Annotated in this window: 20 protein-coding genes and 1 pseudogene; 10 read left to right on the top strand and 11 right to left on the bottom strand. The window is 72.4% G+C overall.

Annotated features, from left to right (window positions below; all coding sequences use genetic code 11):
* Positions 1-52: 52 nt before the first annotated feature.
* Positions 53-1,462: pseudogene (locus A6A29_RS05835) on the top strand (GNAT family N-acetyltransferase); the annotation flags it as partial.
* On the opposite strand, the gene A6A29_RS05830 reads toward A6A29_RS05835, so the two are convergent.
* Positions 1,383-2,657, bottom strand: a complete 1,275-nt coding sequence (locus tag A6A29_RS05830; RefSeq protein ID WP_073718763.1) for a trans-sulfuration enzyme family protein — start codon at positions 2,655-2,657, stop codon at positions 1,383-1,385. The pseudogene A6A29_RS05835 and the gene A6A29_RS05830 overlap by 80 nt on opposite strands.
* Before the next feature lie 59 nt (positions 2,658-2,716).
* Between A6A29_RS05830 and A6A29_RS05825 the strand changes: the two genes are divergently transcribed.
* On the top strand, positions 2,717-3,256 hold the full coding sequence (locus tag A6A29_RS05825; protein WP_073718762.1) for an Lrp/AsnC family transcriptional regulator: 540 nt from the start codon (positions 2,717-2,719) through the stop codon (positions 3,254-3,256).
* Between the two features lie 48 nt (positions 3,257-3,304).
* Positions 3,305-4,990, top strand: a complete 1,686-nt coding sequence (locus A6A29_RS05820; RefSeq protein WP_073719030.1) for a DUF885 domain-containing protein — start codon at positions 3,305-3,307, stop codon at positions 4,988-4,990.
* A gap of 46 nt (positions 4,991-5,036) precedes the next feature.
* Here the strand turns inward: A6A29_RS05820 and A6A29_RS47760 are convergent, their stop codons facing one another.
* A complete protein-coding gene (locus tag A6A29_RS47760; protein WP_338012854.1) occupies positions 5,037-5,588 on the bottom strand; it encodes a GNAT family N-acetyltransferase in 552 nt (183 codons plus the stop codon).
* Positions 5,589-5,655: 67 nt separating this feature from the next.
* On the opposite strand from A6A29_RS47760, the gene A6A29_RS05805 reads away from it, so the two are divergent.
* Positions 5,656-6,579: an ATP-grasp domain-containing protein gene (locus A6A29_RS05805; protein ID WP_073719029.1), complete on the top strand. Its 924-nt coding sequence runs from the start codon at positions 5,656-5,658 to the stop codon at positions 6,577-6,579.
* Here the strand turns inward: A6A29_RS05805 and A6A29_RS05800 are convergent.
* Positions 6,542-7,030, bottom strand: a complete 489-nt coding sequence (locus A6A29_RS05800; protein ID WP_073718761.1) for a rhodanese-like domain-containing protein — start codon at positions 7,028-7,030, stop codon at positions 6,542-6,544. The two genes, A6A29_RS05805 and A6A29_RS05800, sit on opposite strands and share 38 nt — an antisense overlap.
* Before the next feature lie 94 nt (positions 7,031-7,124).
* On the opposite strand from A6A29_RS05800, the gene A6A29_RS05795 reads away from it, so the two are divergent.
* Positions 7,125-7,571 carry an Lrp/AsnC family transcriptional regulator gene (locus tag A6A29_RS05795; protein WP_073718760.1) on the top strand — a complete coding sequence of 149 codons (447 nt, stop codon included), beginning with the start codon at positions 7,125-7,127 and terminating at the stop codon, positions 7,569-7,571.
* 4 nt (positions 7,572-7,575) lie between these two features.
* On the opposite strand, the gene A6A29_RS05790 is transcribed toward A6A29_RS05795, so the two are convergent.
* The 3 genes from A6A29_RS05790 to A6A29_RS05780 all read right to left on the bottom strand — a co-directional run bounded on the left by A6A29_RS05790 (position 7,576) and on the right by A6A29_RS05780 (position 12,743).
* The gene (locus A6A29_RS05790) at positions 7,576-10,695 is read right to left on the bottom strand and encodes an AAA family ATPase (protein WP_073718759.1); all 3,120 of its coding nucleotides are present in this window, start codon (positions 10,693-10,695) and stop codon (positions 7,576-7,578) included.
* Positions 10,692-11,936 carry an exonuclease SbcCD subunit D gene (locus tag A6A29_RS05785; protein ID WP_073718758.1) on the bottom strand — a complete coding sequence of 415 codons (1,245 nt, stop codon included), beginning with the start codon at positions 11,934-11,936 and terminating at the stop codon, positions 10,692-10,694. The genes A6A29_RS05790 and A6A29_RS05785 overlap by 4 nt, the downstream gene beginning before the upstream one ends.
* A 180-nt stretch (positions 11,937-12,116) precedes the next feature.
* Positions 12,117-12,743, bottom strand: coding sequence for a YigZ family protein (locus A6A29_RS05780; RefSeq protein WP_073718757.1), 627 nt, complete (start codon positions 12,741-12,743; stop codon positions 12,117-12,119).
* 74 nt (positions 12,744-12,817) lie between these two features.
* Here A6A29_RS05780 and A6A29_RS05775 point away from each other — a divergent pair, with 74 nt between their 5' ends.
* Together A6A29_RS05775 and A6A29_RS05770 are read left to right on the top strand one after the other, a co-directional pair.
* Complete coding sequence (locus A6A29_RS05775) at positions 12,818-13,234, top strand: CoA-binding protein (RefSeq protein ID WP_073718756.1); 417 nt, start codon at positions 12,818-12,820, stop codon at positions 13,232-13,234.
* Between the two features lie 126 nt (positions 13,235-13,360).
* Positions 13,361-14,176, top strand: a complete 816-nt coding sequence (locus A6A29_RS05770) for an aminoglycoside N(3)-acetyltransferase (RefSeq protein WP_073718755.1) — start codon at positions 13,361-13,363, stop codon at positions 14,174-14,176.
* A gap of 29 nt (positions 14,177-14,205) precedes the next feature.
* Here A6A29_RS05770 and A6A29_RS05765 read toward each other — a convergent pair whose 3' ends face one another.
* Entirely contained in the window at positions 14,206-14,760 is a 555-nt protein-coding gene (locus tag A6A29_RS05765) for a YbaK/EbsC family protein (protein ID WP_073718754.1), read from the bottom strand.
* A 43-nt stretch (positions 14,761-14,803) separates the two neighbouring features.
* The gene (locus tag A6A29_RS05760; protein ID WP_073718753.1) at positions 14,804-15,376 is read right to left on the bottom strand and encodes a helix-turn-helix domain-containing protein; all 573 of its coding nucleotides are present in this window, start codon (positions 15,374-15,376) and stop codon (positions 14,804-14,806) included.
* Positions 15,377-15,469: 93 nt separating this feature from the next.
* Here A6A29_RS05760 and A6A29_RS05755 point away from each other — a divergent pair, with 93 nt between their 5' ends.
* Positions 15,470-16,336, top strand: a complete 867-nt coding sequence (locus A6A29_RS05755) for a DMT family transporter (RefSeq protein WP_073718752.1) — start codon at positions 15,470-15,472, stop codon at positions 16,334-16,336.
* 2 nt (positions 16,337-16,338) lie between these two features.
* On the opposite strand, the gene A6A29_RS05750 is transcribed toward A6A29_RS05755, so the two are convergent.
* Entirely contained in the window at positions 16,339-17,088 is a 750-nt protein-coding gene (locus A6A29_RS05750; RefSeq protein WP_073719028.1) for an acyltransferase, read from the bottom strand.
* Positions 17,089-17,230: 142 nt separating this feature from the next.
* Between A6A29_RS05750 and A6A29_RS05745 the strand changes: the two genes are divergently transcribed.
* Positions 17,231-17,761: a gamma carbonic anhydrase family protein gene (locus A6A29_RS05745; RefSeq protein WP_073718751.1), complete on the top strand. Its 531-nt coding sequence runs from the start codon at positions 17,231-17,233 to the stop codon at positions 17,759-17,761.
* 96 nt (positions 17,762-17,857) lie between these two features.
* On the opposite strand, the gene A6A29_RS05740 is transcribed toward A6A29_RS05745, so the two are convergent.
* The gene (locus A6A29_RS05740; protein ID WP_073718750.1) at positions 17,858-18,517 is read right to left on the bottom strand and encodes a DedA family protein; all 660 of its coding nucleotides are present in this window, start codon (positions 18,515-18,517) and stop codon (positions 17,858-17,860) included.
* Between the two features lie 139 nt (positions 18,518-18,656).
* Positions 18,657-19,094, bottom strand: a complete 438-nt coding sequence (locus A6A29_RS05735; protein WP_073718749.1) for a DUF4442 domain-containing protein — start codon at positions 19,092-19,094, stop codon at positions 18,657-18,659.
* A 110-nt stretch (positions 19,095-19,204) separates the two neighbouring features.
* Between A6A29_RS05735 and A6A29_RS05730 the strand changes: the two genes are divergently transcribed.
* Positions 19,205-20,278, top strand: coding sequence for a hypothetical protein (locus tag A6A29_RS05730; RefSeq protein ID WP_073718748.1), 1,074 nt, complete (start codon positions 19,205-19,207; stop codon positions 20,276-20,278).
* Positions 20,279-20,379 lie beyond the last annotated feature (101 nt).

The following is a 20,379-nucleotide window of genomic DNA, read 5'->3' as shown; positions in this document are numbered from 1 at the left end:
AGGCGTTCGTGATCAGGCAACACCGCTCAGTCACAGTGAGGTCATGACTGATGTGACATCCGCGAAGACCGCCCGGCGTCCGCACCACTGGCGCCGGGACCTGATCGAACTGGCCGCACTGTTCACAGCGGTCGCCGTTGCCGACGCGATCGCCAACCTGATCGGTCACCAGCCGGACGGGCCCTATCTTCTGATCGCGTCGGCCGTGGCGCTGGTTGCCACGGCCACGTTCCACACCTGGTGGGCCCGGCGGCACAGCCACGCCCCACCGCCGGGCCCCGGCGACGCGGGCGCCGCCAGGGATCGCGGCGCGGTCGCGGCGTCCACCGAGGAGGAACCGTCTCTGTCCGCCGAGGACACGGTGCTGTGGCGGATGCGGACGACCGTCCGGGACAACCCGGGCAGCCTGGCCGCGCTGTGCACCACGCTCGCCCGGCTCCGGATCGACATCCTCACCCTCCAGACGCACCCGCTGGCGCGCGGCACCGTCGACGAGTTCCTGCTCCGCGCGCCCGCGACGCTCCAGGCCCAGGAGCTGACCCGGGAGATCTCCGCGGCGGGCGGCAGCTCCACCTGGATCGAGCGGGCGGACGCCCACGATCTCGTGGACACCCCGACCCGCGTCCTCGGGCTGGCCACCCGTACCGCCCTGGACGCGGCGGAACTCCCACTGGCCCTGCGCCAGTTGCTCGGCCGATGCACCATCCACTCACTGCCCGCGGTCTCGATCACCGGCCGCCCGACCGGTGAGAGCGCACCGGTGGAAGGCGTGCTGGAGGAGACCGTGATGCGGCTGCGCGACCCGTCCGGTGGGGTCATCACCGTCGAACGCCCCTATCTGCCCTTCACACCGACCGAGTTCGCCCGTGCCCGTGCCCTGGTCGAGCTCGACGCCCGGCTCGGCCCCCGCGTCCCGCGCAGTGAGGACGTGCTCACCCTTCCCGAGGGCAACGAGATCACCGTGCGCCGCGCGGACGGCGACGACCTCGCCGCCGCCCGCGCGATGCACGACCGCTGCTCCCCGCGCACGCTGGGGCTGCGGTACCACGGCCCGGTCGGCGACGCGGACCGGTACCTGGACCACCTGCTGAGCCCGCGTTTCGGCCGCACCCTCGCCGTGCAGACGGCCTCCGGCCGGCTGGTGGCGCTCGGCCACCTCCTCTGGGACGGGGACGAGACCGAGGTGGCGCTCCTCGTCGAGGACGACTGGCAGCGCCGGGGCATCGGATCCGAACTGCTCGGCCGTCTGGTGGCACTCGCCGTGGAGGCGGGCTGCGAGAGCGTCTACGCCGTGACGCAGTCCCACAACACCGGCATGGTCGCGGCCATGCGCGCGCTCGAACTGCCCCTCGACTACCAGATCGAGGAAGGCACCCTGGTCATCACCGCCCGGCTGAGGACGGCTCCGACGACATCGACCGCTCCGACCACTCCGTCGCAGCAGGCCGAACAGCGGGCTCGGGCTCAGCAGAGCGAACACGCCGCACAGGCTGAGCGGGCCCGTCGCTGAGCGCCTGGCACAGATCTGCCCACAGGTCCTCGACGTCCTCCAGGCCGACCGACATCCGCAGCAGCCGGTCCCCGACACCGGACGCCTGGCGGTCTCCCTCATCCACAATGCGGTGGCTGATGGAGGCCGGATGCTGGATCAGCGAGTCCACACTGCCGAGGCTGACGGCAGGAGTGATGAGCCGCACCCCGGCGATCACCCGGTGCGGATCCCCGTACACCTCGAAGGAGACCATCGCCCCGCCCAGCTTCGGGTAGTGCACCCGCGAGATCCGGGGGTCGGCGGTGAGCCGACGGGAGAGTTCGGCGGCGCTCGCCGACGCCGCGCGTACCCGCACCGGGAGCGTGGAGAGCCCGCGCAGCAGCAGGTAGCCGGCCAGCGGATGCAGTACGCCGCCGGTGGCGAAGCGCACCTGGCGCAGCCGGGCCGCGAACTCCTCGTCGCAGGCCACGACGCCGCCCATGACATCGCCGTGCCCGCCCAGGTACTTGGTCGCGCTGTGCAGGACGATCCGGGCCCCGTGCTCGGCGGGCCGCTGGAGCACGGGCGTCGCGAAGGTGTTGTCGACCAGCAGTGGAACCGTGCCGCAGGAGTGGGCGACCGCCCGGATGTCGATTTCCGCCAGGGTGGGGTTGGCGGGCGTCTCGACCATCACCAGGCCGGTGTCCGGCCGGATCGCGTCGCTGATGCCCGCCGGGTCGGTCCAGGTCACCTCGGTGCCCAGCAGTCCCGCTCCCAGCAGGTGGTCGCTGCACCCGTAGAGGGGGCGGACGGCCACCACATGGCGCAGCCCCATGCTCGCGCGGGCCAGCAGGACCGCCGTGAGCGCCGCCATTCCGCTGGCGAACGCGACGGCGCTGTCGGTTCCTTCCAGCCGGGCCAGTGCCGTCTCGAAACGGGCGGTGGTCGGATTGTCCAGCCGGGCGTAGACCGGCGGCCCGTCGAGCCGGGCGCCCGTGGTGGCGAACGTGTCGATCCGCTCGGCCTCACCCCGGGAGTCGTACGAGGGGTAGGTGGTGGACAGGTCGAGCGGCGGGGCGTGCAGGCCGAGTGAGGCGAGATCGTCGCGTCCGGCGTGCACGGCCTCGGTGGCCAGTGCCCTGGACCGGGATGGGGCCGAGGGGGTGATCGAGACTTCGTTGTCCATGGATTCACTCTGAACAGCTACCGGAAGGTAGGGCGAAAACCCCGTGCTACGTTCGGCCGATGGCTGATTCTGTCGTCCTGGATCCGGTGGATCTGCACATTCTGCGACTGCTGCAGAACGATGCGCGGACCACGTACCGGGAGCTCGCCGCCGAAGTGGGCGTGGCGCCCTCCACCTGTCTGGACCGGGTGACCCGGCTGCGCCGCTCCGGTGTCATTCTCGGCCATCAGCTGCGCCTGGACCCCGCCAAGCTCGGCCGCGGTCTGGAAGCCCTGCTTCTGGTGCAGGTCCGGCCGCACCGACGGGAGCTCATCGGCCCGTTCGTCGAGCGGATCAGGGCCCTGCCGGAGTCCCGTGCGCTGTTCCACCTCACCGGCCCGGACGACTATCTCGTCCATGTCGCGGTGGCCGGCACCGCCGATCTGCAGCGGCTGGTGCTGGACGAGTTCACCTCGCGCCGCGAGGTGGCCCGGGTGGAGACCCGGCTGATCTTCCAGGAGTGGGAGTGCGGCCCCCTGCTGCCACCCGGCGGGATGCCGGCCGACAGGACCCGGACCGGTTCCCCGGTGCCCGGCAAAGATGCGGATCCGGACGCCTGACACCGAATGATGGTGACGCGGAGGGCCGCGCCGTACGAGGATGTCCGCATGTCAGACACATCGAGCCGCGCGCTGCCCCGTCAGGTCGCCGACGCCTACGTCGACGCGATCATCGAACTCGACCCGATCACGGGCACCTATCTGGGCGTGGCGGAGAGCTCGCGCCGCCTGCCCGATTTCTCACCGGCCGGTCAGGCCGCCGTCGCCGCTCTCGCCCGCGCCACGCTGGCCGAGCTCGATGCTGCGGAGCTGCTGCCCGGCGCGGACAGCGACGCGGAACGCCGGTGCGGGCGGCTGCTGCGCGAGCGCCTGACCGCGGAACTGGCCGTCCACGAAGCCGACGAGGGGCTGCGGGCCGTTTCCAACATGCACTCGCCCCCGCACAGCATCCGTGAGGTGTTCACGGTCACCCCGACCGAGACCGACGAGGACTGGTCAGCGGTGGTGGACCGCCTGCGCGCGGTTCCCGCGGCGCTGGAGGGGTACCGGACCTCGCTCGCCCTCGGTCTGGAGCGCAAGCTGTACGGCGGGCCGCGCCCGACCGCCACGTTCATCGAGCAGCTGACGGAGTGGATCGGGAACAACGGCCCGTCGTTCTTCGAAGACTTCGCCGCCCCCGGTCCGGCCGCGCTCCGCGAGGACCTGGACGACGCCGCGCGTCAGGCCACGGCCGCGCTCGTGGCGCTGCGGGACTGGATGAGCGAGGTCTACGCCCCTGCGGTCGAGGGTGCGCCCGACACGGTGGGCCGTGAGCGCTATGCCCGCTGGTCGCGCCAGTTCAACGGCACCGACCTGGATCTCGACGAGGCGTACACGTACGGCTGGTCCGAATACCACCGGCTGCTCGCCGAGATGAAGACCGAGGCCGCGAAGATCCTGCCCGGCGCGGGTCCCTGGGAGGCGCTCGCCCACCTCGATGTGCACGGCAAGCACATCGAGGGCGTCGACGAGGTCCGTGACTGGCTGCAGAACCTGATGGACGAGGCCATCGAGGCACTCGACGGCACCCACTTCGAACTCGCCGAGCGGGTACGGAAGGTCGAGTCCCGGATCGCCCCGTCCGGTGGCGCCGCCGCCCCGTACTACACCGGCCCGTCCGAGGACTTCTCGCGCCCCGGCCGCACCTGGCTGCCGACCATGGGCGAGACCCGTTTCCCGGTGTACGACCTGGTCTCCACCTGGTATCACGAGGGCGTCCCCGGCCATCACCTGCAGATCGCCCAGTGGACGCACGTCGCCGACAGCCTGTCCCGCTACCAGGCGTCGGTGGGACAGGTCAGCGCGAATGCCGAAGGGTGGGCGCTGTACGCGGAGCGTCTGATGGACGAACTGGGCTTCCTGCCCGACGCCGAACGTCGACTCGGCTATCTGGACGCCCAGATGATGCGGGCCTGCCGGGTGATCGTGGACATCGGCATGCACCTGGAACTGGAGATCCCGGCGGATTCACCGTTCCACCCGGGTGAGCGCTGGACCCCGGATCTGGCCCAGGAGTTCTTCGGCAACCACAGCGGCCGGCCGGCCGACTTCGTGGAGAGCGAACTGACCCGCTATCTGTCGATGCCGGGGCAGGCCATCGGCTACAAGCTGGGCGAGCGCGCGTGGCTGCTCGGCCGGGAGAACGCCCGCAAGGCGCACGGCGACGCGTTCGACCTCAAGGCGTGGCACATGGCGGCGCTCTCGCAGGGATCGCTGGGTCTGGACGACCTGGTGGACGAGCTGTCGAAGCTCTGATCCCGCGCGCATGGCTCCCGTGCGGCCGGGTTCGGTTCCGTTCTGTTCAGTCCAGGGCCATGAGCCCGGCCGCCGTCGGCCGGAAGCCGCAACCGGCGTAGAAACCGCCCAGCGCGGGTTCGTAGTCGACGTGCAGCCATCGGGCACCACGCGCGCGGGCCTGCTCGGCCGCCGTCGTGACCAGTCGGCGGCCGAGCCCGCGGCGCTGCTCGTCCGGATGGACGGTGGTGTCGAGCACGAACGCGTGCACACCGCCGTCACCGACGACATTGACGTACCCCACAAGCCGTCCGCCGCCCGGCCCTTCGCCGCGTTCGTCTCCCTCCCCCTCGCCGCTTCCGTGGCCGGGTCCTTCGCCGTTTCCGTAGCCCGGTCCTTCACCGTTTCCGTAGCCGGGTCCTTCACCGCTTCCGTCGCCCTGCCCCGCGACCGGCCCGTCGCCCCGCTCCTCGCTCGGCCCGTCCCGCCGGGCTGCGAGCCACAGCAGGCTGCGGGCCAGGACGGGCCCGAACTCCGTCGGCCGGTGACCGGGCCAGGCGGCGGCGAAGAGGGCGTTGAGTTCCGGGTCGGTCAGCGGCGGGCTGATCTCGATCTTCATCACCACGTTCTACCAGTCGCCCCCCCTCGACCGAGGACGGGTGTTCACCGAAGCGAGGTCGCACGCCATGTCCACGACGACCGGATTCCTGTTCTGCGCCGACCCGTTGCGCCCCGGCCGGCCCGACCCCGAGTTCGCCGGGGAGGCCGCCGTCGTGCGGGCGTCCGGCGGCCGGGTAGCCCTGCTCGACCATGACGCACTGCTCGCCGGTGACGCCGCCGGGGCGACGGCCCGGATCGAGCGGGGCTCCGGGCCGTACTGGTACCGGGGCTGGATGGTCCCCACCGCCCGGTACGGGGAGCTGGAACAGGCGCTTCGCGCACGGGGCTGTTCGCTGTACACGGACGCGGTCGCCTACCGAGGAGCGCATGAACTCCCGGGCTGGTACGAGACGTTCGCCGGGCTGACACCGCTCAGCGTCTGGCGAGCCATGGCTCCGGGGAGCCCGGCCCCCGACGCTTCGTCCCTGTCCTCGCTCGCCGCACCGCTCGGTCCGGGTCCCGGCATCGTGAAGGACTACGTGAAGTCCCGCAAGCACGAGTGGCACGAGGCGTGCTACATACCGGAGTTGACCGACCCGGACCGGCTCGCCGCTGTCGTCGGCCGGTTCGTCGAGCTGCAGGGTGACTATCTCGCCGGGGGCCTGGTGCTGCGCGCGTTCGAGGCGTTCGTGCCGGGTGGCGAGGCGCGGGTGTGGTGGGTCGCCGGTGAACCTGTGCTGGTCACCGCGCACCCCGACACTCCGCATCACCTGCCCGCACCGGACCTGACCGCCGTGCGCGAAGCGGTGCGGCGGCTCGGGCGACGGTGGGTGACCACCGATCTGGCGTTGCGGGAGGACGGCGTCTGGCGCGTGGTGGAGGTCGGTGACGGACAGGTCAGCGGGCTGCCCACCGGGGCCGACGCCGCTGCCCTGGTCGCCGCCCTGACGGACGCGGGGCGCCGCACGCCGGTCAGCAGCCGCAGTCCTCGGCGTCCACCGGAGCGGTGAGCGCGTCGGCCGGGCGCTGTCCGACGCCTTCCCAGGTCTCGTACGCGAAGCCCTCCCGCGCCCAGTACTCGAACCCGCCGAGCATCTCCTTGACCTGGTAGCCGAGTTCGGCGAGGGCCAGGGCCGCGCGGGTCGCGCCGTTGCAGCCGGGGCCCCAGCAGTAGGTGACCACCGGCACGGCAGGGTCGAGGAGAGCGGCCGCCCGCTCCGGGACGAGGGCGGTCGGCAGGTGGACCGCGCCGGGAATGTGCCCCTGGTCCCAGGAGGCGGTGGACCGGGAATCCAGGACGACGAACCCGGGCGCGTCCTCGGAGGCGAGTGCCGCGGCGACGTCGGAGACATCGGCGTGGAAGGCGAGCGAGGCACCGAAGTGGGCGGCGGCCACGGCCGGGGAGGCGGGCGGAACACGCAGGACGGGGTTACCGGCAGTGGCGGTGTGCTGTGAGGTCATGACCAGAAATCTATGGTCGGCGACCCCCGGCCGGAAGCGGAGATCCCCGGCGCTCGCCTTGATCCGCCGGGGTTTTCCCTGCTACTTCTGGTGCATGACCGACTATTCCCCGGACGCCACCGACTGGCGCATCCTCGATGTACTCCAGCGCGACGGCCGGGCGACGTTCGCCGAACTGGCCCGCGCCGTGGCGATGTCCCCGAGTGCGGTGACCGAGCGCGTGCGCCGTCTCGAAGAGGTGGGGATCATCAGCGGATACGCCGCGGTGGTGGACCCCGACCGGCTCGGGCTGCCGATCCTCGCGCTGGTGCGGCTGCGCTATCCGAACGGCAACTACAAGCCGTTCCACGATCTGCTCGACACCACGCCGGAGATCGTGGAGGCCCACCATGTGACCGGCGACGACTGCTTCGTCCTGAAGGTCACCACGCGGTCGATGAGCCACCTGGAGGAGGTCGCGGGACGGATCGGCGCCCTCGGCTCCGTCACCACCAGCGTCGTGTACTCCTCACCGCTCCCCCGGCGCGCGATCAACCGCTGAGTCCTCAGGTCACACGGTGGCGCACCGCGGATCCGTGCCGCTCCTTCACCACTTCGAGCTGGGCGGGGATACGACGGCGCAGATCGGCGACATGGCTGACGATGCCCACGCTGCGGTCCCGCTCGCGCAGTGAGTCCAGCACGTCGAGCACCTCGTCGAGGGTCTGGTCGTCCAGGCTGCCGAAGCCCTCGTCGATGAAGAGCGTGTCCAGCCCGGCGCCGCCCGCCTCGTCGGTGACGACGTCGGCGAGGCCGAGCGCCAGGGCCAGCGAGGCGAAGAAGGTCTCGCCGCCGGAGAGCGTAGCCGTGTCGCGCTCGCTGCCCGTCCACGCGTCGACCACGTGCAGGCCGAGGCCGGCCCGGCGGCCACCGGTACGGGCATCGGAGTGGACCAGGGTGTAGCGGCCCGAGGACATCCGCTGCAAGCGGGCGGTGGCGGCGGCGGCCACCTGTTCGAGCCGGGCGGCGAGTACGTACGCCTCCAGCCGCATCTTGCGTTCGTTGTCGGCCGCCGTTCCCGCGGTCAGTCCGGCGAGCCGGGCGACGCGCTCGTACTCCTGACGCACCGGGCCGAGCCTGCGGACCTCCTCGGCGGCGCGCCGCGAGAGGCGGCCGAGTTCGGCGCAGCGTTCCCGCGCGGCGGCGAGTGCCGCGGCGGCGTCGCGCAGCTGCCGCTCGGCCCGGTCGTACGCGGCCCGAGCGAGGTCCGGGGTCGCTCGCGGGCGCTCGGCGGCGGCGCGCGCGTCCTGCTCGGCGCACCGGTCGGCGACTGCGGCGGCCTCCGCCTGCCAGGTGTCGATCCGCTGTTGGAGATCCCGCTGGCCGACGGCTTCGAGCAGGGTCGCCGCGGCCTCCTGCGGGGTGTCGAACCCCGCTCGGAAGGCGGCGTCGGAGAGCCGGTCGTCGGCCTCCTTGCGCCGTTGCGCCGCGTCCTGTTCGGTGCGTACGGCCTCGGCCGCCTCGGCGAGGAGGGCGACCCGGCGCGCGAGCCGGTCCGCGTGTGCGGCGACCGAGTCCGACTCGCCCCTCGCGGTCGCCAACTCCGCTTCCAACGTGGTCTGTTCGCGGTCGAGGGCTTCCCGCTGCGAGGTCCGGGCGGCGGCCCTCCGCTCGGCCTGCTGTTGCTGGTCGAGGCGGCCCAGGTGCTCCCGCTCGGCTGCGGCGAGGGCTTCGCGCGCGGCATGGGTCCCGGCCGCGAGGCGGTGTGCCTCGGCGTGCTCCCGGGTCAACCGGTCCACGAGCGCCCGCAGTTCCACGACGGAGGGGTCGACGGCCGAGGGGTCGACGGCCGAGGGGTCGACGGCCGAGGGGTCGACGGCCGAGTCGCGGGCGGCACCGCCGGTCACCCCTTCGGCGGCGTTCCCGGCCCCCGGTGCCCCCGGTGCCTCCGTCTCAGCCGCCTCCCCGCGCGCCGCGGCATGCCTTTCGCGTACGACTCCCAGGGTGTGTTCCGCCCGCGCGCGGGTCTCCTCCGCGCGCCGGTGGGTGGCGAGTGCCGCCTCCTCCGTCGCCCGGTCGACATGGCCGTCGCCCGTGCTGGCGGGTGCCGGGTGCTCGGCCGAGCCGCACACCGTGCAGGCCGCGCCGTCGACGAGTTCGGCCGCCAGCTCGGCCGCGATGTCGCGCAGCCGCCGCTCGCGGAGTCCGAGCCAGGTCTCGTGGGCGCCGAGGGCGTGCTCGCGGGCCTCGTCCAGCCGGTCCCGGGCGTCGGCCGCCTCGACGGCGAGCGCGTCGCGTCGACGCGCCGCGTCGAGCCGCCTGCGGGCCGGGGCCAGGCGCCCGGCCACCTGTTCGGCGCGGGTCGCGGACTCCTGCGCCGTTTCGATCCGTTCCCGCAGCTCCTGATGGGTGGCGTCCCAGCCCGTCAGCCAGTCGGCCGCTTCCCGGATCAGCTCGTCGTCGGCCCGCGACTGCCGTTCCAGCCGGACGCGCTCGCTGTCGATCGCCGCGCTGCGCCGCTCGGCTCGACGGGCGGCGTCGAGGCCGCCGAGCTCCTGGCGGAATCGGCGCTCCAGCTCGGCGAGTTGCTCGGCGCCCGCGTCGACGAGGCTCGCGGGCAGTCGGGCGCGCGACCGTTCGCGGGCCTCGCTCGCCGTGCGGTACGCCCGCTCGGCCTCGTCCCGGAGCTCCAGCGCCGGAGCGACCCGGTCCGCCTTGCGGGCGCGCTCCAGCCGTGCGTGGCAGCGGTCCCGTTCGGGGCGTCGCTCCTCCAGTGCGGCGGCGCGGCGCCGGGTCTCCTCGTACCGCTGCTGGAGCCTGGACAGTTCCTGCGCGTCGTCCAGCGCCCGGCGGGCCGCGGCCTGCCCGTCCTCCACCTCGGACAGGACGGAGCGGGCGATGTCGAGCCGTTCGTGTGCCGCGCTGCGGGCGATCGCGGCCCACTCCAGGACCCCCTCGGCGAGTCCCGGTTCGCCGGGCTGGGCGGCGGGCAGTGCCGCCTCGCCGGCCGCCGGTCCGGCGGCCTGGGCGATCCGCTGGGCGACCGCGAGGATCTGTTCGTCGCCCGACTTCACCCTGGCCTCGGCCCCCCGGCGCAGTTCGGCCAGACGCTCCTCCACGGCGGCGAACCGGCGGGTGTCGAAGAGCCGGCCGAGGAGTTTGCCGCGGGCTTCGGCATCGGCGCGCAGGAACCGGGCGAAGTCTCCCTGGGGCAGCAGCACGACCTGGCAGAACTGGTCCCGGCTCATGCCGATGAGCTGGGTGATCTCCTCGCCGATCTCCTGGTGCGAGCGGCTGAGCGCCCGCCAGCCGTTCTCGGAGTCGTACTCGCGCAGCCAGCTCTGGGCCTTCTCCGTGGTGAAGCCGTCGCCCTTCTTCTTCGGGCGGGGCTGGGCGGGCCTGCGGGTGATTTCGAGGCGTCGGCCGCCGACGGTCAGCTCCAGCAGGACTTCGGTCGGCAGCCCCGCGGGGGCGTGGTCGCTGCGCAGTGAGGTGCCGGGGCTCTGCCGGGCGCCGGGTACCGCTCCGTACAGGGCGTAGCAGACGGCGTCGAGGACCGAGGTCTTCCCGGCGCCGGTCGGTCCGTGCAGCAGGAAGAGTCCGGCCGAGGAGAGTGCGTCGAAGTCGACTTCCTGGGTGGCACCGAACGGGCCGAAGGCGGTGAGGGTCAGGCGGTGCAGTCTCAACGGGACACCTCGTGCACGCTGTCGTCCACCCGTACGTCGTCGAAGGCCGCGCGCAGCACGGTGCGTTCGCGCTCGTCGGGCCCGCTGCCGCCCCGGACATGGGCCACGAAGTCCTCCGCGATCTGCTGGTCGTCGCGCCCCTTGAGCCGCTGGGCGTACGAGGCGAGGGGGTCCTCGGGGGCCCGCTCGGGATCGAGGACGAGGCTGAGGACATGCGGAAAACGCCGGGCGAGACGGGCCATCGGTTCGGCGGGGCGTACTGGGTCGGTGAGCGTGGCCTCGACCCAGGAGTCCTCGTGACGGTCCAGGGCCGGGTCCTCCAGCAGGGTGTCGAGCCGACCGCGGAGCCGGGCGAGCGGGCGCCGGACCGGGCAGTCGACCCGTTCGGCGGTGAGGTCGCCGGAGCCGTCGAGGTCGATCAGCCACATGGTCTTGCGGTGGTCGGACTCGGAGAAGGAGTAGGCGAGCGGGGAGCCGGAGTAGCGGACGCGCTCGGTGACCGTCTGGCAGCCGTGGAGGTGCCCGAGTGCCACGTAGTCGACGCCGTCGAAGACTCCGGCCGGTACGGCGGCGACCCCGCCGACGGTGATGTCTCGCTCACTGTCGCTGGGCCGCCCGCCCGCGACGAAGGCGTGCGCGAGGACCACGGACCGGGTGGCGCCGCTCCTGGGAACGGGCCCGGTCCGACCCGGGGTGTTCTCCGTGGCCGCAGATCGTCCCAAGCTTCTTTCCGTGGCCGCGGATCGTCCGGCGAGGTCGGCGCGGACCTTGTCCATCGCGGCGGTGAGGACGGCCTCGTGCCCAGCCTTCGTGGCCCCCAGCGCGTCCTTGACCAGGGCGGGCTCCAGGTAGGGCAGGCCGTAGAACGCCACGTCGCCGTGGCCGTCGGACAGGACGACCGGCGTGGCGCAGCCCTCGGGGTCGGTACGCAGATGGATGCCGGCCCGCCCGAAGAGACCCGCGCCGACACCCAGCCTGCGAGCCGAGTCGTGGTTGCCGGAGATCATCACGGTCGGGACCCCGGCGTCGGCGAGCCGGTGCAGCGCGGTGTCGAAGAGCTCGACGGCCGCGAGCGGCGGTACGGCGCGGTCGTAGACATCGCCCGAGACCAGGACCACATCGACGTCCCGCTCCCGCACGGTCGCCACCAGGTGGTCGAGGTAGGCGGCCTGGGCGTCGAGCATCGGGACGCGGTGGAAGGACCGTCCCAGGTGCCAGTCCGAGGTGTGCAGGATCCTCAAGACATCACTCCGCCGACTCCGACCTGCATGTTCCTCGTCCTCCACCCCATGGGCCGGGTCGGCCCCGCACCGGATCCGCGCCCTTCGGCCCGTGATCACGCTGTCAGCACCGACCACGCTAACGCCGGTGCGCCCCCGAACCCTCATCGATCACGGTTTTCCCACGGTGCGAGGCCGGTGTCAGGCGTCGCCGTATGCCTCGCCGCCCAGTTCGAGCGTCGCCGAGCCGGCGGTCGCGTCGGCCAGCCAGGCCGTGAACGCCGGGACGTCGGAGTCCGGGAGTCCGATCCCGATGGTGACGGCCTCCGCGTACCGCACCTCGCGCACATCGCGGCCGGTGGCCCGCAGATCGTTCTCCAGCTTGCCCGCCCGCTGGTGGTCGACGGTGATCGTGGCGAGCCGGAACCGCTGCCGGGTGAGGGTGCCGAGCGCGTCGAGTGCTTCGCCGACCACTCCCCCGTACGCCCGGATCAGGCCGCCAGCCCCCAGTTTGACGCCGCCGTAGTAGCGGGTGACGACCGCGACGACGTACCGCACCTCGCGGCGCAGCAGCATCTGGAGCATGGGGACGCCCGCGGTGCCGCCGGGCTCACCGTCGTCACTGGCCTTCTGTACGGAGGCGTCGGCGCCGATCACGTACGCGAAGCAGTTGTGCGAGGCGGTGGGGTGTTCCTTGCGGACGCGTGCGACGAACTCCTGCGCCTCCTGCTCGGTGGCGGCGGGGGCGAGCGCGCAGAGGAAGCGCGATCGGTTGATCTCGGTCTCGTGCACGCCCGCGCGGGCGACTGTCCGGTACTGCTCCTGCATTCGGCCACCCTATGCGCCGGTCCCCGCCCGCGTTCGGGCGGGAATGGTGCGCGGGGGCTGTCCGTTGTCCGGGCATGTACGCAGACGAAGAGACGATCCAGCGGATTCTTCAGGACTCGGGCGACACCTGGGCGGTCGTGGGTCTGTCCAACAACCGTTCCCGGGCGGCCTACGGCGTCGCCGAGGTCCTCCAGCGCTTCGGCAAGCGCGTGGTGCCCGTGCATCCCAAGGCGGAGGCGGTCCACGGCGAGCGGGGGTATCCCTCGCTCGCGGAGATTCCGTTCCCCGTCGATGTGGTGGACGTGTTCGTCAACAGCGAGCTGGCGGGCGCCGTCGCGGACGAGGCGGTCGCGGTGGGCGCGAAGGCGGTCTGGTTCCAGCTGGGGGTGACGGACGAGCGGGCGTACGAGCGCACCCGCGCGGCGGGGCTCGACATGGTCATGGACAGGTGCCCCGCGATCGAGATCCCGGCGCTGCCTCCGCGGGCCTGAGAGCGCCGCCTCCCCGGGCCCGAGGGCGTCGGCTCCGCGGGCCCGGGCGCGCGTCGCCCGAGGCATGGGCTCCGTGGGCAGGAGGCGGGCTGCCGCTGGTGTGGCACCCGTACCGGGACGGGAAGAATGCCCACCGTGAGCGTTCCTCTCGACGGTGACCTGGCCGCCGCCCAGCTGACCGCACTGGGTGTACGCCCCGGCGGGGTCCTGATCGTGCATTCCTCGCTGCGGGCGGTGGGACCCGTCGACGGGGGCGCCCGGACGGTTCTGGACGCCCTGCGCCGGGTTCTGGGACCGGCGGGGACCGTGGTGGTTCCCACGTTCACCACGGAGAACTCCGACACCTCGCCGCACTACCGCGGCCTGGCACGCGGACTGGACGCCGATGCCCGGGAGGCGTTGCGCGCCTCGATGCCGCCGTTCGACCGGGCCACCTCGGCGGCACCGTCGATGGGCCGCCTCGCCGAGACCGTGCGGACCGCGCCGGGGGCCGGGCGCAGTGGCCATCCGCAGACCTCGTTCGCCGCGATCGGCCCGGCCGCGGGGACGCTGCTCGCGGGGCACCGCCCGGACTGCCACCTCGGGGAGGACTCGCCGCTGGCCCGGCTGTACGAGGCCGATGCCCGCATCCTGATGCTGGGAACGGGCTTCGGCACCTGCACGGCCTTCCACCTCGGCGAGTACCGGGTCCCCGATCCGCCCCGCCGCCGCTACCGCTGTGTGGTGACGCGCGACGGGCTGCGGCAGTGGTGGGAGTACGAGGACATCGCACTGGACGACGGCGACTTCGGGGCGCTGGGGGCCGCCTTCGCGGACGCGGCCGACGACGGGGCCGTACGCACCGGCCGGGTGGGGTCGGCGCCGTGTCGGCTCGTCCGCCTCACCGCGGCCGTGGACTTCGCCGCCGGCTGGTTCCCGGTCCACCGGCCCGCCCTCGGCTGAGGACCGGGGGGCGGCGCGGGCCGCTCCGGTCAGACGCCGAGGCCCTCGACGAGCACCGCGCCCGGCAGCGCGGCGAGTGCCTTGCCGGGGACGATCAGCTTGCCGCGTCGCCTGCCGCTGCCGAGCAGGACCCATTCCTCGTCCACGACGGCGGGGTCGAGCAGCAGGGGCCAGGAGCCGGGCAGGCCGATCGGGGTGATGCCGCCGTACTCCATGCCGCTCTCGCCGACCGCCACCTCCATCGGGGCGAAGGACGCCTTGCGGGCGCCGAGGTGTCTGCGTACGGCACCGTTCACATCGACCCGGGTGCGGGAGAGCACGACACAGGCGGCCAGAGTGACCTCGCCGCCGCGCTTGCCCGCCACGACGACGCAGTTGGCGGACGTGTCGAGCAGGTCGGCTCCGTGGTGCTCGGCGAAGACGGCGGTGTCGGCGATCGCCGGGTCCGTGTCGACGTGGATGATCTGCGCGGCGCTGATGCCGCCCCATCCGGCGGTCAGCGCCTCGGCGACCGGTCCGGGGAGCAGATCGAGCCGTTCCGCAGCGGGAGAGGCGTCGTCGAAGGTGCCGAGGGGAGCGCGCATGGGCTCACGCTAACAGCGGACTTTCCCCCTCCGGTCGGGCGTCTCAGCGTACGGGCGGGATCGACACCGCCATGGTGAACTCGGCCGGCTCGGTGCCGTCGTTGCGGTAGGCGTGCGGCACGTGGGCCTCGAACGTCGCCGACGTACCGGCAGGTACGGCGTGTGCCTCGCCGTCGACGACGAGCGTCAGTTCGCCCGCGGTGACATGCAGCAGTTCGACCGTTCCCTCGGGGTGCGGGTCCGATGCGCTGCTGTCGCCGGGCATCAGGCGCCAGCCCCACAGTTCGAGCGGCCCCCCGGCCTCCGTACCGACCAGGAGGGTGGTCGAGCTGCCCGCCGGTGTGGACCACATGCGTACGGCCTGGCTCTCGGGCACCAGCCGGACCTGGGGGCCCTGCTCGTAGTCGAGGAGCGTGGTGATGCTGATCCCGAGGGCGTCGGCGAGCTTGACCGTGGTGCCGACGCTCGGGTTGGTGCGCGCCTGCTCGATCTGGATGATCATGCCGCGGCTGACTCCCGCGCGGGCGGCGAGGGCGTCCAGCGTGAAGCCGCGTTCACCCCGCCAGCGTTTGAGGTTGCGGGCCAGTGACTGGGTGAGCTGATCGAGGTCAGACACATTCCGTCCAATATTCTGAATGACACAGTCGAAAATACTGCACTACGGTGTGGTGCACCCATCCGTTCATCGCACTGTACTGCGAGGCCCGCCATGACAGCACTGTTCGCCCTGGCCACCAGCCTGTTGTGGGGGCTGGCCGACTTCGGCGGCGGGCTGCTCACCCGGCGCACGCCCGCGCTGACCGTGGTGGTCGTCTCGCAGACCGTCGCCGCGGTGGTGCTGGGCGTCATGGTGATCGTCACGGGCGCCTGGAGCGAGGCGGGCGGTCAGCTGTGGTTCGCGGTCGCGGCGGGCGCCGTCGGGCCGGTCGCGATGCTCAGCTTCTACAAGGCGCTGGCCCTCGGCCCGATGGGCGTGGTCTCCCCGCTGGGATCGCTGGGGGTCGCCGTACCGGTGAGTGCCGGACTGATCGTCGGTGAGCGGCCGGGGCTCCTCCAGTTCGCCGGGGTCGGCGTGGCGCTGGTGGGGATCGTGCTGGCGGGCGGCCCGGAGCTGCGCGGGGCACCGGTGCGGCGGCAGGCGGTCCTGCTGACCCTGCTGGCCGCGTTCGGCTTCGGCACGGTGATGGCCCTGATCGCGGAGGCGTCCACCACCGTCACCGGGCTGTTCCTCGCCCTGTTCGTCCAGCGCCTCACCAACATCGCGGTCGGCGGCACCGCGCTGTACGTCTCGGTGCGCCGCGGCGGCCGTGCCCTGCCCGAGGCGGGCGGTATGCCGGTCGTGGTGGCCGCACTCCCCGCGCTGGCCTTCGTCGGACTGGCCGATGTCGCCGCCAACGGCACCTACTCGATCGCCGCCCAGCACGGCCCGGTGACCGTCGCCGCCGTCCTCGCCTCGCTGTATCCGGTGGTGACCGCGCTGGCCGCGCGGGGCGTGCTCGGCGAACGGCTGCGCGGGGTCCAGGCGGCGGGGGCCGGACTGGCCCTGGTGGGAACGGTCCTGCTCGCGACGGGGTAGCGCTACTCGGCCCCCGGGGACTCTTCCGACCGGGCCAGGGCCACCAACTGCTCGGACGTCATGCCCGCGGGGATCGGTACGGGCGCCGGCGTACGCAGGGGCGGCTGCCACCCCGTGTCCGGGTCCCAGCGTCGTACGACGCGCGCCGGAGCGCCCGCCACCACCGCGTGGTCGGGGACGTCGCCCCGGACGACCGCCCCGGCCGCGACCACCACATTGCGTCCGAGCCTGGCGCCCGGCAGGACCACTGCCCCCGTACCGATCCAGCAGCCGGGGCCGATCTCGACCGGCTCCATCCGCGGCCACTGCTTGCCGACGGGCTCGTGCGGGTCGTCGTAGCTGTGGTTCGTCGAGGTGATGTAGACGTACGGGCCGCAGTACGTGTCCGAGCCGATCCGTACCGTCGTATCGGCGATGACATGACTGCCCCGGCCGAGCACCACACCGTCCCCGAGGGTCAGGATCGGATCGGGCCCCAGATCCAGGCCGGGCATCATTCCAGCGGTGAGTGTCACCTGTTCCGCGATGACGCAGTGCTCGCCGAGCACGATCCACGGCTCGCCGAACACCGTGCCCTGCGGGAACGCGAGCCGGGTCCCCGCGCCGATGCCGCCGAAGCGCAGACGTCCGGGGTACTGGGCGGTGACCGCACCGGAATCCCGCACCCACGCCCAGCCGCGATGGACCGCGCGGGAGACGGCGCGGCGCCGCCAGTGGGCGAGGGAGGAGAACACGTTCCGGTTGTTCGGCACGCGCTCACGGTAGTCCGCGGCACATCGGGCCATCCGCGCGGTGACCTGTGATGTTCACCCCACCGCGTTTCGTCCGCGAAGCACCGTCGCTTACGGTTTCCGTGGCGCGAGCGCAGCACACCCGAGCACGGAGGAGCAGGCCATGGCGGAGCAGGCGTTGATCACGGGCATGGGCGGCAAGGAGCCGGACATCGATGCGGATGCCTTTGTCGCACCGACCTCCGTGGTGATCGGCGAGGTCTCCCTGGCCGCGGGCTCCAGCGTCTGGTACCAGGCCGTCCTGCGCGCCGACTGCGGCCCGATCACGCTGGGCCCGGACAGCAACATCCAGGACAACTGCAGCGTGCACACCGATCCCGGGTTCCCGCTCACGGTGGGCGCCCGGGTCTCGGTCGGCCACAACGCCGTGCTGCACGGCTGCACGATCGAGGACGACGTCCTGGTCGGCATGGGTGCCACGGTGCTCAACGGTGCGCACATCGGCGCCGGCTCACTGGTCGCGGCACAGGCGCTGGTCCCGCAGGGGATGCGGGTGCCGCCGGGTTCGCTCGTGGCGGGGGTGCCGGCCAAGGTGAAGCGCGCGCTGACCGAGGAGGAGCTCGAAGGCATCAAGTTCAACGCGGTCGGCTATGTGGAGCTGGCCAAGGCACACCGCGCGGCGCACGAGAGCTGAGGACGGCCCCGCCGCTCCGTCTCCGCCCGCCGCTCCGTCTCCGGCCCAGCTCCGTCTCCGGCCCCACTCCCTCTCCGGCCCGGCTCCCTCGCGCGGTCAGTCCGTGGCCGGTGCCACCGCGGGTTCGGCCGCCGGGTGACCGCCGGACTGTGCCGCCGCCTTCTTCGCCCGGTTCTTCAGCACGAGCATCGATGCCAGCCCGAACAGCACCGCGACCACGAGGCCCAGCCACGAGAAGCGCTTCAGCCAGGCCTCGGCGACGACTCCCACCGAGTAGATGACGGCCGTGGTGCCGCCCGCCCAGATGATGCCGCCGAGCACATTGGCGGTCAGGAACTTCCAGTACGGCATCCGCAGGACTCCGGCCAGCGGCCCCGCGAAGATCCGCAGCAGCGCGACGAAGCGGCCGAAGAACACCGCCCACATGCCCCACTTTTCGAACGACCGCTCCGCCATGGCGATCTGGGCCCCGCCGAAGTGCTTCGGGAACTTCCGGCCGAGCCTGGCGAGCAGCGGCCGGCCGCCCTTGCGGCCGATCGCGTAGCCGATCGAGTCACCGATGATCGCCCCGGCGGTCGCACAGGCACCGAGCACCACCGGGTCGATCTCACCGTGCTGCGAGGCCAGGAGCGCCGAGCTGACGAGGATGATCTCGCCCGGCAGCGGAATGCCCAGGCTCTCCAGTCCGATGACGACCCCCACAAGGAGGTAGACACTGATCGCGGGGACCGTCTCCAGCCACTCCTGAACGTGCAACGCCGGTGCCTCCCGTGCAGGTTGTGCGGCCGCATGTGCCGCGGCGCAGGCGGGAAGCCTACCTGCCCCCGGCAGCGCGAAGGGCCGCCGCGCTCCCGGACAGGGGATGCGCGACGGCCCCGCTCGCCGTCCTCGCCGGTCAGCTGTTGGGGCGCAGCGTCCAGACCACCGTCATCTCGCCCGTCACCGCGCCGTCACCGCGCCGGATCTCGACGGCCACGGGGAACTCCGGCCGCTTGCCCTCGTCCAGTTCGGCGACCACCTCGGCGATGGGACGGCCGAGGGTCGCGGTCGCGGTGACCTCGCCCATGGCCAGTTTCCGGTAGCCGATCTCCGCCCGGACGGCGAGCGGCACGGCGCGCGTCATCTGGTCGCCGAAGGCGGCTATGACGATCGCGCCGCTGGCCGACTCGGCGAGCGTGAACATCGCTCCGGCGTGCGGTCCGCCGACGTGGTTGTGGTACTCCGCCTGGTCCGGCAGCCGCACGACCGCACGCTCGGCGGTCGTTTCCAGGAAATCGAGGTTGAGGGTCCGGGCCATCGGAACCGTCGCGACGAGCATCTCGCCGACGGACATCTGTTCAGCGCTCATACGTCCGCATGTTACTCACCGGTAGAACCGTTTGGCCATCCCCTCCCGGGGGCGGGCGTAGCAGGGGACGTGCCGTCCCTCTATGGTTACTGGCCATGTGGCCAGGACAGCAGCCGCCCGGGGGCGAGCAAAACCCGCAGGACCAGAATCAGAACCCGTATCAGCAGCCGGGATACCAGCAGCCGAACCCCTATCAGCAGCCGGGGTACCAGCAGCAGGGACAGCCCGGCCAGCAACCGGGATATCCGCAGGGACAGCCCGGCCAGCAACCGGGGTACCCGCAGCCCAACCCGTATCAGCAGCCGACCATGCCGCAGCACGCCGTTCCGGGTCCGCCCGGAGGGCCGCAGCCCGACAGCAAGAAGAAGACGACCGTCGTCGCGATCGTCGCGGCGACCGCGGTCGTCGCGGCTGCCGTCGTGACCGGCGTGGTCGTGATGAACAAGAACGACGACAAGGGCGACGGCTCGACGGTCGCCGACGACAAGAAGTCGTCGTCGCCGACCGCGAAGCCGTCCGATTCCGCCACCGCGCCGGCGAATCCGCGGGGTACCGACGGGGACCCCAAGCCCGTGATCCCGGGCTGGAAGGTCGTCACCAACCCCAAGTGGGGCACCCAGTTCGACGTGCCCGGTGACTGGGAGGTCTCGGGCTCGGGGGTGTTCGCCGGATTCGAGGACGCCAAGAAGCCCGAGGGCCCGCCCGTCGTCGGCTTCTCCGCACCGGCCTACTACAAGAGCAAGTGGTGCATCGACGACTCCGACAAGGACGGCACCAAGGAGGACACCGGTCTGGCCGGCGTCGGCACCAAGGGCGCCCAGGGTGCCAAGAGCACCGACGAGGCCGCGAGGAACGAGGCGGGCAACTGGGTGTGGGCCGCCTACGCCCAGACCGAGCCCAAGGGCACCGTCAAGGTCGGCAAGGCCAAGCCGTTCACGACGAAGTCGGGCCTGACCGGGAGCGTCGTGACGGCCACCGCGTCGGGAGTGTCCAAGAAGGAGAAGTGCGACACCGACGGCAAGTCGATCGCCTTCAGCTTCAAGAACGCCAAGACCGAGTACTCGACGTGGGTGCTCTACGCCAACGCGGCGGTCAAGGACGAGCTCCCCGACACCACCATCCAGCAGATCCTGAGCACGGTGCGGCTCGCGGAGACCTCGGCCGGATAGGACGGCCGACCTCCCGCGCTGTCCGGGCCGCACCTGAAGACAGTGGCACGCCGCCGACGATCCATGCGAGTTACGGACTTCCGGAGCTCGCTGATCGCGGC

This window comes from Streptomyces sp. TSRI0281 (genome assembly GCF_001905125.1).
Lineage (GTDB): Bacteria > Actinomycetota > Actinomycetes > Streptomycetales > Streptomycetaceae > Streptomyces.
This window is presented reverse-complemented; position numbering and strand designations above follow the sequence as displayed.